Here is a 12887-nt window from a genome sequence, read left to right on the forward strand (position 1 = left end):
AAAATTCAACTTGTGTTATTTCAAAGTTTATAATATGTTATTTCAAAATTTAACTTGTGTTATTTCAAAGTTAACATTGTGAAATTTCAAAATTAAACTTACCTTTGAAATAAAAACATGCTGGTTTCGAGAGACATAGTGTCAGCAATAAAAAGGATTAGCCCCAAGTACCCGATTCTGGCACTCACAGGCCCAAGACAATCCGGAAAGACTACCCTGCTCAAAAGTTTATTCCCGGACTACCGATATGTCAGTTTGGAAAATCCTGACAACAGGAACTTCGCTGAGTCAGATCCTAATGGCTTTTTGAAAGAATTCCATACACATGTCATTTTTGATGAAGTTCAGCGTGTTCCTGAACTGTTTTCTTACATCCAAAATATCGTTGATGATCGAAGAGGGGAAATGGGTATTTATGTCCTTTCAGGTTCGCAAAATTTTCACCTGATGCACAGCATCACCCAAAGCCTAGCCGGAAGAGTTGCGATTTTCAAATTGTTCCCTTTTGATTTAAAGGAATTGAACAATGCCGGAATATTGGAAGAGAACTATTTGAATTCACTGATCAAAGGATATTACCCGGCCATTTATGACCGGGATATCCCTTCAAAGGTCTTTTACTCCAATTACATCGAAACATACATCAACCGGGACATCGGTGAACTTGTTGCTATTCGGAATTTGAGGATTTTCCAAAACTTCCTTGCCCTTTGCGCTACTAGAGCAGGACAACTATTGAACATGAATGCCTTGGCCAATGAATGCGGCATCAGTCAACCTACTGCTAAAGCCTGGCTTTCCGCTTTGGAACAAAGTTTCATTACATTTCAACTATACCCCTATCACAAAAATTTCAATAAAAGGATTGTCAAAACACCTAAGCTTTACTTCTACGATACAGGTTTATTATGTCACTTGCTCAAAATCAGCAAAACGGAAAGTATACTGACAAATCCTATCAAAGGTGCTTTATTCGAAAACATGATGATTGCAGAGTATGTGAAACAAATGCACCATCAAAACAATCCTCAAGATCTATGGTTTTGGCGGGATGCTGCTGGGAATGAAATTGACCTATTGGTCGACAAAGGCGACAAAATTGATATCATAGAATTCAAAGCCTCCCAAACTATAAAAACCCAAATGTTTGATGGACTTGCCAAGTTTGAAGAAATCTCCCAAATACAAAACCTAAACAAGTCATTGGTTTATGGAGGAGATACAACTCAAAAAAGAAGTGCTGGAAATTTGGTGTCATGGAGGAGGGTTGAATTATAAAAATTCAATCTTTCCTCTCGTATACCTCAATCCATCCAAACTCGGTGTTTTTGAGAATCATTTTGCCATCCTCGAAATCAACATTTGAAATTTGAACAAAGTTTGGTGCACCAGGGATTGATTGTGAAGGAAAAATATGAATATTGTTTCCCACTATTTTTCAAGCCATCATTTGCGATGCTTCTAAAAATTCTGAAGCTTTCAAAGTCAAGGTCAGTGATTTTTTGGTAATTACTCCATGGACTTCTTCTGCTTCTCCTTCCACCTCAAAAACACCTGCAAATCCAATTTTACTTTTCCTGCCAACAAACTCTTTGGAACTTAAATCGGATCGGTAAAGTTTTCCCATTAGCAATTCGCCCTGCTCAGAAACAGATAAAACCAATGGGTTCTCCACGTCAATACTCTGATAGATACCCTGAAAATTCTGAGAAAACCCATTTATCTCAAAAGCAAAGCAGGTGAATAATAAAAAAATGCTGATATTCGAGTTCATCTTTTTAGAGGTTAATAACCTATCACTCTTTAATTAAACTCTAAGTTAAAAATATCCCTCGAAACCCAAATGATTTTAGTAACTTTAATCACAAACAAACAGGCCCAGTTCAAACATATCAATGGCCTGAAATTAAATAATTCGAAATAAACTTTTATGGGAAGAAAATCAAATAAAAATAGCCAACAGGGCAAAAAGAAAGGCGGAAAAATAACCGACTCAGCCCAACTGGCACGTAAAGTCCTTAACTTTTTGGACAACCATTACGGGCAGGAATTCAATGCCAAACAAATTATCAAAAAATTGGAAATCAGAGACAGTCTGACAAAAGGAGCAGTAGAACCTGTCATGCACAAACTGGCCGACTCGGGCAGTATTTCAAAAAGCCCCAGAAACTACTTTTCCTCGGTTAAGGAACCGGAATTTATAGAAGGGGAGGTGGACTTTGTCAACCCAAGGTTCGCCTATATTATCCCTGACTCCAAATATGGGCTGGATGAAGACATACAGGTCAAAGAAGCCGATCTCAAGCATGCACTTGATGGAGACAGGGTCAGGATAATGATCCATCCTGCAAAAGGAAGGAGTGGAAGGCAGGAAGGAAAGGTGCTTGAAATCTTGGAGCGCAACAGAGATGAATTTGTTGGAAGGGTGGAGATTTCACCACGCTTCGCTTTTGTAGTACCCGATTTCAAAAAAATGCATCATGACATTTTCGTACACAAAGGAGACTTGGGTGGTGCAGAACACAATCAGAAGGTAGTAGTCAAAATGACCGAATGGAGGGAAGAGGATAAAAATCCAACTGGAAAAATTATCCGCGTCCTAGGAAAAGCAGGAGAGCATGAAGTAGAGATCCACTCCATCATGGCCGAATTTGGGCTTCCTTTCGAATACCCTCAAGAAGTAGAAGAAGAAGCCAACGCTATCCCGGATGAAATACCTGAAAAGGAGATCAAAAACAGACGGGACATGCGGGACATTCCTACATTTACCATTGACCCGGCAGACGCCAAAGACTTTGACGATGCCATCTCTTACAGGATACTCGAAAACGGAAATTATGAAATCGGTGTGCACATTGCCGATGTAACACATTATGTCAAGCCCAATACCAAGCTGGAAAAAGAAGCCTACGACAGGGCTACTTCCGTGTATTTGGTGGACAGGACAATCCCCATGCTACCTGAGCGGCTGAGTAATGGACTGTGCTCACTTCGTCCCAATGAGGACAAACTGACATTTTCCTGTGTATTCGAAATGGATGAAAACGCCGATGTGCTCAATCACTGGATTGGCAGGACGGTAACCCATTCTGACAGGCGCTTTGCCTATGAGGAAGCACAGGAATGCATTGACAAGCAAGAAGGCGATTTCTTCCAGGAACTCACCCTACTCAACGAGCTCGCCAAGAAAATCCGAAAAAGAAGGTTTGATAAAGGTGCTGTCAATTTTGAGACCGTGGAGGTTAAATTCAAATTGGATGAAAAAGGGACTCCACTTGGACTGATGGTCAAAGAACGAAAGGATATCCATAAGTTGATCGAGGAATTTATGCTCCTTGCCAATAGAACGGTCGCCGAATATGTATTCAATCAAAACAAAGGCAAGGATACTTTTGTATATAGGATTCACGACAATCCCGACACGGAAAGACTGGAGACATTTGCCAATTTTGCCAAAAAATTCGGCCATGAACTCAAAATCGGTGAAGGCGTCAGAATATCCAGGGCTCTCAACCAACTTATGGACGAAATTGTGGGCAAACCGGAACAGAACGTTCTCGAACAGCTCGCTATCCGCAGTATGGCCAAAGCCAAATACACCACTGAGCCAAAAGGGCACTTTGGGCTGGCTTTCAAACATTACACTCACTTTACCTCCCCTATCAGGAGGTACCCGGATATGATGGTCCATAGGCTGCTTCAGCATTACCTAGATGAGGGGAAAAGCCCGGATGCCGAAACCTGGGAAGACAAGTGCGTACATTCATCCGAAAGGGAAAAAAGAGCCGCAGATTCCGAAAGAGCCTCCATCAAATACAAGCAGGTGGAATACATGGCTTTGGCAGAGGACAAAGATTATGAAGGCATTGTCACAGGAGTCACCGAGTGGGGTGTATTTGTAGAAATTACCGAAACCAAATGCGAAGGTATGGTAAGAGTCACCGACATGAAAGACGATTACTATGAGTTTGACGAAAAAAATATGCGTCTCATTGGGACAAGAAATAAAAAAATGATCACTTTGGGTGAAAAAGTAATGGTACGCGTCATTGCCACAGACATTGACCGTAGAACTATTGACCTCGAATTTGTAAATGATGAACAAAACTATAAGCGTAAATGATATCCTCCAGGATCTGGAATCACATATCGAAAACCTGAATTACGGAGAATCGCCAAAAGAACTTTACGAGCCTATTTCTTACATCATGAGTCTGGGCGGCAAAAGAATCCGCCCCTTACTGACTTTGCTTTCATATTCTCTTTTTAAAAACGACTACCGACAGGCACTCTCTCCTGCCGCAGCAGTGGAAGTGTTTCACAATTTCACACTGATGCATGATGATATCATGGATGATGCACCCTTGAGAAGGGGAAAGGCTACAGTACATGAAAAGTGGAACCCCAACACAGCCATCCTCTCTGGTGATGTCATGCTTGTCAGGGCTTATGATTTATTGGTAGATATTGACCCTGTACTCCTTCCAAAATGTATCCGACTCTTCAACAGGACTGCTGCCGAGGTATGTGAAGGGCAGCAGCATGACATGAACTTTGAGTCAATGGACGAGGTGGAAGAAGACACCTATATTAATATGATCCGGCTCAAAACAGCCGTATTACTGGGTTTCGCACTCGAACTGGGAGCAATTTTGGCAGGAAGGGACGAAAAAGAGGCTAAGCTATTGTATGATTTCGGGGTCAATATCGGCATCGGTTTCCAACTCAAAGATGACCTACTTGATGTGTATGCAGACAAGGCAAAGTTTGGAAAACAAGTAGGGGGAGATATCATTGCCAATAAAAAGACTTTTCTTTTGATCAAAGCCAAAGAACTGGCATCTGGGGCAATTAAAGAAGATTTAGAAAGATGGATAGCCTCTAAGGATTTTGACAAAGAGGAGAAAGTCAAGGCTGTAACTGCCATTTATGACAAACTCCATATCAAAACGCTGACTGAAAAGAAAATGCAAGAGTATTTTGATTTGGGCTTTTCCCAATTTGAAAAACTAGAGGTTTCCAATCAGGATACCTTGGAGGTATTGCGTCAACTTACAAAGGACCTGATCAACAGGGAAAAATAACCCATATTTATGGAATTATCCGCTACGGTAATCTTAATTCTTATCACGGTATTGACTTCCTATCAGGCTTGGAAAAAGCCTGAGCTAATGGAAAGGTGGATGTTTACCCCTTATGCCATCAAGCATAGAAAACAATGGGACAGATTTGTACTTTCCGGACTCATTCATAAAGACAGCATGCATTTGTTGTTTAACATGTTTACTTTCTTCTTTTTCGGCAGGGTGATAGAAATGTACCTCAGTTATAAGTTTGGAAGTGGCTTGGGAATAGCCATATATGTCTTGTTTTATTTTGCTGCCATTGTGGTAGCAGATATCCCCACCTATTTCAAGCACAGTGACCACAGTTACTACAGGGCATTAGGAGCCTCCGGAGGAGTCGCAGCTACTGTTTTTGCCAGCATCATATTGATGCCATTATCTGATATTTGCCTCTTTGGAATATTGTGCCTTCCTGGCTTTGCTTTGGGGGTTATGTTTTTAATTTATTCGGTCGTAAAGGCAAGGCAAGGGGATGATGGTATCAACCATGATGCCCATTTGTTTGGTGCACTCTTTGGTATAATATTTATACTTATACTTTCTCCTTCCAGTGCTTTGGACTTTTTTGAGCAAATAAAAAGCTTCAGGATTTTTTAGTCCTGAAGCTTTTTGATTTGAGGTGATCCCTCTTGAGTGAATAATGGGGAATTATTTCCCCTTTTTGAGTTGTCGTACATTTTTATCCGTGACAGATTTGAGCAAAGGGATCCAATGCTCACCTTTATCTTCAGCAAAAACATCCGGACCGGGGATTCCCACACGCATGCTGACCACACTTTCTGCAGTGCCTCCCTGTCCATCTACTTTAAAGTAAATATCTACTGCATTGATCACGTTAGTGAACTTAGAAAGCTTATCTATGCAGCTTCTGATCTCTGCCTGAACAGACTCACTGATATCCAGATTTACAGATTGTACATCAATTTTAATTCCTCTATAATTTTCGGTGTAATTCATATAATATGATTTAGTTTAAATAAGAATTCCTTGGCGAAGTTTTTGTTCCATTTTAATAGCCGTTCGGGCGTTTATCAAAATTAAATGTTTAATCTAAAATTCAAATCGTATGGAGATTTTTAATAGAAACGACTTTGTAGACCTATCCAAAAAGAAGGCCAATCCTTTTATCAGTATTTACGTGCCAACATCCCGTCAAAGTTCTGATGGATATAAAAAAGATCAGATTCACCTCAAAAATCAACTCAAGGATGTCACCTCCAAACTTGAGCAGGATTATAAGATGGAATCCTCTCAAATAGACAAACTGCTTTCACCGGCCAATAGGCTCTTGGAAGACCATAAGTTCTGGCAAAATAATTCCGATTTGCTTGCTTGTTTCCTATCAGAAGATGGTATGGACCTGATCAAGGTTCCTGTAGAAATCAAAGACGGGCAAAACTTTGTAGGGCACAAGCCCATGCTTCTCCCTATGCTCCCTGAGCTTTCGGACGACGGGCATTACTACTTGTTGCTGCTCAATTTGGACCAGATCAGATTATACGAAGCCACAAGAAATACCATTCAGGAAATTCTTCTTGATCCGGAAGAAGTGGCTGTGTCATTTACCGCTGAAGAAGAGGAGGACGAAAATCAGAAACAGCTTCATGGACAAGGTGGAGTCGGAAAGGCTGGTGCCATGTACCATGGCCATGCCGGTGGTTCGGATGAGGAAAAGAAAGTAACTATCCTGAATTATTTTCATAGGATGACCAATATGCTGGAACCAAAGCTTAACAACAATCCCTTACCTTTGATTTTGGCAGGAGTGGATTATCTTATTCCCATTTTCAATGAAGCCACCAAATACAACCACCTTTTGGAAGGTCATGTGAGTGGTGCATTTGGTGAAAAAGACATGATGACACTGCACCAAAAATCATGGGAGTTAGTGGCACCACACTTCGAAAAAGAAAGACTTAAACGAAAAGAAACATTTGAACAAAAATCTGCGGATGGACTTGCTCTGAGCAATGACAAGCTAAAAATCATCAAGGCTGCTCTTACAGGTGGTGTAGATACGCTTTTGGTCAACACCAACCACAAACACCTTTTTGGCACTTATGACCCTGAAAACCATCAAATCGCCACATCAGACAAACAGGAAAATGGGCAACATTGCCTTATAGATGAAGCTGCAGCTAAAACGGTAGAGTTCAAAGGAAAAGTATACATGGTCAAAGAGGAAAACATGCCTGAAAGTGCTCAAGTAGCGGCGATCCTTAGGTATCCACTGTAATAAACACATCAAAAGGCGTCTTAGGTTTATCTTCACTTTAAGACAAAGGTATCAAACTCAGCAAAATAAGTGACTCGAATTATTTTTATCTTTCAAAAGGGCAGGTTGATGACCTGCCTTTTTACATCCAATACCACATCCCCGTAAAGCAAACCGAAAACCCTACCAAAAATCCCCATAAAATTTCTTTCGGTGTATGGGCATTAAGATAAAGCCTGGAACTCCCGACAGCTCCGGTTAAAACCAATGCACACAGAAACAAGGGCAAGAGCTGGGATTCAGGCTGCTTGATCAGCACAAAAAGTGTGAAGCCAAGAAGCCCCGACACTCCCATCATGTGAGCACTGATTTTGGTAAACATCGTCAAGACGGTCAACAAAATGATGCAGGCTGTAACGAGAAACATAGCCAAAACTATGAGCGGATCTAGTTCCTGCTTGGTAGAAAACAAATAAGTGGATAATAGAAAAAAAGCACTTACCATCCCAAAAGGCAAAAGTCTATCCTCCCTCTCCCTCATATGCAATGAGCTGATGTTTTTGGTCAGTTTTAGCGTAATCAAACTTAAAGCAGGAATGATAAACGTGGTAAGAAATACCAAAAACACCAAAATAAGGTTGGTAGTGGTGTTGAATTGCGGAGGCTGAATGCCTTTAAAAAGCAATAGAGCCACTACCAATGTCGGCATCAGTAGTGGCTGAAATACATATGTAATCAATAAAGCTAAAACTCTGTACACTTAAAGTTCCTTTCTGAGTCTCGCGACAGGGATTTGCAATTGTTCTCTATATTTTGCTACGGTTCTTCTGGCAATGTTATAGCCTTTGTCATTGAGCAGCTTGACAAGTTTGTCGTCTGAAAGAGGTTTTCTTTTATCTTCATTGTCTACCATCTGCTGAAGGACTGATTTTACTTCTTTGTTGCTGACATCCTCACCGGAATCTGTTGCAATTCCCTCCGAAAAGAAGTATTTCAGAGGAAAAATACCAAACTCAGTCTGAATAGATTTGCTATTGGCTACCCTGGAAACTGTAGAGATGTCCATTTCTATTTTTTCAGCTATATCTTTTAAGATCATGGGCTTAAGTTTGGTTTCGTCACCTTCCACGAAGAATTCTGTCTGGTAGTCCAAAATAGCCTGCATGGTCCTGAGCAGTGTCTGTTGTCTTTGCTTTATGGCGTCAATAAACCACTTTGCTGCATCAAGCTTTTGCTTGACAAAGGTGACAGTATCTTTGAGTTTTTTGTCCTTTTTATCACTCTTGTCATAAGCATCAAACATCTCTGAATACGATCTGCTTACTCTTAACTCAGGAGCATTCTTAGAGTTTAGAGAAATATCCAATTTCCCGTCCACATTGGTCAGAATAAAATCCGGAATGATGTATTGTGTCTTGACCAGTCCATCAGAAATGCCTCCTGGCTTAGGATTACACTTAATGATAAGATTGACTGCATCCTTTAAGTCTTCATCCTCAATTTCAAGCTTTTTCTGGATCTTGGTATAATGTTTTTTAGTGAATTCATCAAAACATTCCGTAACGATTTTGATGGCATTCTGTACAGCAGGATCATCTGGATGCTCTTTTCTTTCTAGCTGTATCAACAGACATTCCTGTAGATTACGTGCCGCAATACCTGCTGGATCAAACTCCTGAATCCTTCTTAGTATCTCTTCTACTTCATCCAGATCGGTTTCTACATTTTGGGAAAAAGCCAAGTCATTAATGATGGCCTCCAAATCTCTACGGATATATCCATCATTCTCTATACTTCCGATCAGTTGCTTTCCAATATTTTTCTGCCTTTCGTCAAGTTTGAGAAAACCCAATTGTGACAGTAGCTGCTCGTGCAAAGATGATCCGCTGGAAATGGGAATTTCTCTGTCTTCATCATCAGGGGAATAATTACCATCTCCTTGCATTTTGTATCCTCCATAATCATCATTGAGGTAATCATCAAGATTAAGGTCTTTGTCTTCCAAAGACACGTCCTCCTCATAGCTATCCTCAAAATCCTCCTCTTCCGACTCCTTTTTCTCCTCTTCTCTTCCCTCTTCAAGCGCCGGATTGATTTCCAACTCCTCCTCAACCCTGGCATCTAGTTCTGCAGTAGGCACTTGCAGCAATTTGATAAACTGAATCTGCTGAGGAGAAAGCTTCTGGGACAATACTTGGCTTAAATGTAATTTCTGCATATATCTCTTCTGTTGAAAAATCCGGTTTGGTTAAATTTTCAATATTCACAATAGATTAAAGGCTACTATTTCAGACTTTAATACACCTTTCAGTGAAGAAAAAGCCCGTTTTTTTCAGACGGACATTCCCATCAACCTAAAATGATGCTTTCTTAAAATCTGATACCCTTCAGTCTATGTCACTTGTGAACACCTGAGAGCTCAAATTCTTCTCCCAAGTCACCAAATTTAGGAAATTAGAACAATTTATTGATAAAAAGCTGATTATATCGTTTTTTTGCATTCCTTTCAAAAGGGCCTTTTTTAAGGCATAATCTTTATTTCTTCAACATTATCAATTTGATATGGCTTTTAACAAAAGAGTAAAAATCAAGGATCTATTGTCCGATGACTTTCTGGACAAGCAAGTAGACATCATGGGCTGGGTAAGAACCAAAAGGAGCAACAAGAATGTATCCTTCATTGCCATGAATGATGGCTCTACCATCAAAAATTTTCAGGTGGTGGCAGATCCCAATCAAATTGAGGATGAAACCTTAAGAAGAGCCACCACAGGGGCTTGCCTAAAAATCAGTGGCAAGATAGTAGCTTCTCAGGGTGCGGGTCAGCAAGCAGAACTGCTTGCAGAAAAAATCGAAGTCCTTGGTGATGCAGATCCGGAAAAATATCCCCTTCAACCCAAAAAACACTCTCTGGAGTTTTTGAGAGAAATTGCCCACTTGAGGGTGAGGACAAATACATTTGGCGCAGTCTTCAGAGTGAGACATGCCCTGGCATATGCTGTCCACAAGTATTTCAACGACAAAGGTTTTTTTTATATACATACCCCTATAATCACAGCTTCCGATGCAGAGGGGGCCGGAGAGACTTTCAAAGTGACTACTTTGGATCTGAAAAATCCTCCTTTGGATGATCAAGGAAATATTGACTACAAACAGGACTTTTTCGAAAGAGAAACCAACCTTACCGTTTCAGGTCAATTGGAAGGTGAACTTGCCGCGATGGGATTGGCGGAAATCTATACCTTTGGTCCTACTTTCAGAGCGGAAAACTCCAACACCACGAGGCACCTTGCTGAATTTTGGATGATAGAGCCTGAAATGGCCTTTTACGATGCCGAAGACAACCAGGATCTTGCAGAAGATTTCCTGAAATATATCATTTCCTATGCTTTGGAAAACTGCCAGGATGACTTGGAGTTTTTGGACAAAAGAGCACAAGAAGAAGAAAGTAACAAAAAAGCTGAACAAAGAGCTGAAATGGGTCTTCTGGAAAGGCTAAGATTTGTAGTAGACAATAAGTTTGAGCGCTTGACCTATACAGAGGCAATCGACGTGCTGAAAAACTCCAATCCAAATAAGAAGAAAAAGTTTCAGTACTTAATAGAAGAGTGGGGAGCTGATCTACAGTCAGAGCATGAAAGATACCTGGTAGAAAAGCACTTCAAAAAACCTGTGATTCTCACCGACTACCCCAAAGACATCAAGGCATTTTACATGCGTCAAAACGACGATGGCAAAACCGTGGCAGCCATGGACATACTCTTCCCGGGCATAGGTGAAATCATCGGAGGTTCGCAGAGGGAAGAAAGATTGGACAAGCTCACCCAAAGAATGGAAGAAATGGACATTCCTCAGGAAGAGATGTGGTGGTACTTGGACACGAGAAGGTTTGGCAGCACCCCTCATGCAGGCTTTGGGCTGGGCTTTGAAAGGATGGTCTTGTTTGTCACAGGGATGGGAAATATCCGTGATGTAATTGCTTTTCCAAGAACTCCTGGAAATGCAGAATTCTAAACTGAATAAACAAAGGCTGTCAAAATTTGGCAGCCTTTGCTTTTAAACCCATATTTTATTTTTCCAATACAATCGCCTTATCTTTTTCCGAATCAGCGACAATTTCGGTTTCCACATCTACTACCTTTATCCTTCTGATCAAAGGAATACACAGGAGGCTGAAAACAATGGCAATGTATCCGATCGTATCAAAATTTACCAATTCCCCATTTGGCCCTTCTGCTAATACTAATCCCGCAAAAAATGATGCAACCCCGGCACCCAATTGCTGAACAGCCGAATTGAAACTTAGAAAGCTTCCTCTATTTTCTGCCTTTGCTGTTCCAGTAATCAAAGCAGCTGCCGGTACCATTCTGCCATTTGATGTCACAAAAAACATGGTCGTGATCAACAACACATAAGGAATGGGGGTCACTCCCAAATGAGTAATGACTCCAATAGGTATGATATTTAAAGACATGAAGATGGTGAAAATCCGGATCTTACCGTACCTGTCAGTCAACTTACCCACCCAAGGTGAGGTAAATATGGTGAACAGCCCACCTGCTATATAGATGTATGTCAGTTCCAAATCAGTAAATCCAACATTGGCCACCATGTATGGGCTTAAAAAAGGAATGATAGTAAACTGTCCCAGCATCATCATGATCGTAAGTGTAATGGCCCTCATCTGGTTGGCATTACCGGTCACTCTGCGTACTACCTGAATAGGACTGGGCTTGAGGCGACCAGAGACCAAGTGAGCTGTGATACTCGGGATATATTTATATATCATCCAAAGGATAATAAGCGATAGTCCTGCCAAAAAGAAAAATGGTGCATGCCAATTGGACATGCTTGCAATAAATAAACCAAAAGGCACTCCAAAGACAGAGGCCACAGAAAAGGCAGCCATGACCAAGCCCATGGCCCTGCCTCTACGGGAATCAGGGATAACATCCCCTATGATGGCCAATACCAATGCCGAGGTAAGTCCTCCGAAAACTCCTGCAACAATCCTTGACACGAGTAGGATAGGATAGTTGGGTGAAAGGGCACAGGCCAAAGTACCAAGTAAAAAACCTACAAAAACCCAGAGAGTAATTTTTTTACGGTCATATTTGTCCAGGACAAATGCACCTAAAAAACTGCTTAATCCGGCACTAAAGGTGTAAGAAGATACCAGTAAACCAAATTCCCTTGGGCTGATTTCAAAAATCCTCATCAATTGAGGACCCAGAGGCATCAAAATCATAAAGTCAACAATGTGGGTAAAGTTGATGGCAGCCAGTGTCCACAGCAGAAGTTTCTCTTTATTCATTCTTACAAAATTCCACTCTACAACCTTTACCGATCGGATTAAGTTCTTCCCGTCCTAAAATTGTTTGATCCTGAAGGTCACTCGATCTAAAAAAAACAGCTAACTGAAAATTTTATTTGTTCCCGATTTATTAAAGGTACCTAAACCATTATGATACCCTTCCACATAAAATAGCAACTGACAACATTTGTATTGTGATCAGGACAAATTTCCGCAAATTCTCTAGATCATT

11 protein-coding genes are annotated in these 12887 nt (G+C 40.8%); 6 read left to right on the forward strand and 5 right to left on the reverse strand.

Annotation, left to right across the window (positions count from 1 at the left end):
• Nucleotides 1-117: 117 nt before the first annotated feature.
• Nucleotides 118-1278, forward strand: coding sequence for an ATP-binding protein (locus EGN73_RS18350; RefSeq protein WP_219293094.1), 1161 nt, complete (start codon nucleotides 118-120; stop codon nucleotides 1276-1278).
• Between the two features lie 160 nt (nucleotides 1279-1438).
• On the opposite strand, the gene EGN73_RS18355 is transcribed toward EGN73_RS18350, so the two are convergent.
• Nucleotides 1439-1774 (reverse strand): hypothetical protein, encoded by a 336-nt coding sequence (locus EGN73_RS18355; RefSeq protein ID WP_219293096.1) that lies wholly within the window; start codon nucleotides 1772-1774, stop codon nucleotides 1439-1441.
• A gap of 156 nt (nucleotides 1775-1930) precedes the next feature.
• Here EGN73_RS18355 and rnr point away from each other — a divergent pair, with 156 nt between their 5' ends.
• From rnr to EGN73_RS18370, 3 genes are read left to right on the forward strand one after another with little or no spacing between them, the layout of a single operon-like run.
• Complete coding sequence (gene rnr, locus EGN73_RS18360; protein ID WP_219293099.1) at nucleotides 1931-4123, forward strand: ribonuclease R; 2193 nt, start codon at nucleotides 1931-1933, stop codon at nucleotides 4121-4123.
• A complete protein-coding gene (locus EGN73_RS18365) occupies nucleotides 4098-5084 on the forward strand; it encodes a polyprenyl synthetase family protein (protein ID WP_219293101.1) in 987 nt (328 codons plus the stop codon). Before rnr ends, EGN73_RS18365 begins: the two co-directional genes overlap by 26 nt.
• Before the next feature lie 9 nt (nucleotides 5085-5093).
• Complete coding sequence (locus EGN73_RS18370; protein WP_219293104.1) at nucleotides 5094-5723, forward strand: rhomboid family intramembrane serine protease; 630 nt, start codon at nucleotides 5094-5096, stop codon at nucleotides 5721-5723.
• Nucleotides 5724-5774: 51 nt separating this feature from the next.
• Here the strand turns inward: EGN73_RS18370 and EGN73_RS18375 are convergent, their stop codons facing one another.
• Nucleotides 5775-6083 (reverse strand): HPF/RaiA family ribosome-associated protein, encoded by a 309-nt coding sequence (locus tag EGN73_RS18375; protein ID WP_219293106.1) that lies wholly within the window; start codon nucleotides 6081-6083, stop codon nucleotides 5775-5777.
• Nucleotides 6084-6192: 109 nt separating this feature from the next.
• On the opposite strand from EGN73_RS18375, the gene EGN73_RS18380 reads away from it, so the two are divergent.
• Entirely contained in the window at nucleotides 6193-7362 is a 1170-nt protein-coding gene (locus EGN73_RS18380; protein ID WP_219293108.1) for a baeRF7 domain-containing protein, read from the forward strand.
• Nucleotides 7363-7483: 121 nt separating this feature from the next.
• On the opposite strand, the gene EGN73_RS22760 is transcribed toward EGN73_RS18380, so the two are convergent.
• Both EGN73_RS22760 and rpoN read right to left on the reverse strand, forming a co-directional pair.
• Nucleotides 7484-8101 (reverse strand): phosphatase PAP2 family protein, encoded by a 618-nt coding sequence (locus EGN73_RS22760; protein ID WP_343207140.1) that lies wholly within the window; start codon nucleotides 8099-8101, stop codon nucleotides 7484-7486.
• Nucleotides 8102-9559 carry an RNA polymerase factor sigma-54 gene (rpoN, locus tag EGN73_RS18390; protein WP_219293110.1) on the reverse strand — a complete coding sequence of 486 codons (1458 nt, stop codon included), beginning with the start codon at nucleotides 9557-9559 and terminating at the stop codon, nucleotides 8102-8104.
• 344 nt (nucleotides 9560-9903) lie between these two features.
• On the opposite strand from rpoN, the gene asnS reads away from it, so the two are divergent.
• Entirely contained in the window at nucleotides 9904-11355 is a 1452-nt protein-coding gene (gene asnS / locus EGN73_RS18395; RefSeq protein WP_219293112.1) for an asparagine--tRNA ligase, read from the forward strand.
• Nucleotides 11356-11410: 55 nt separating this feature from the next.
• Here asnS and EGN73_RS18400 read toward each other — a convergent pair whose 3' ends face one another.
• On the reverse strand, nucleotides 11411-12655 hold the full coding sequence (locus tag EGN73_RS18400; protein WP_219293114.1) for an MFS transporter: 1245 nt from the start codon (nucleotides 12653-12655) through the stop codon (nucleotides 11411-11413).
• Nucleotides 12656-12887: the final 232 nt, after the last annotated feature.

The sequence above is a fragment of the Arthrospiribacter ruber genome (assembly GCF_019343195.1).
Lineage (GTDB): Bacteria > Bacteroidota > Bacteroidia > Cytophagales > Cyclobacteriaceae > Arthrospiribacter > Arthrospiribacter ruber.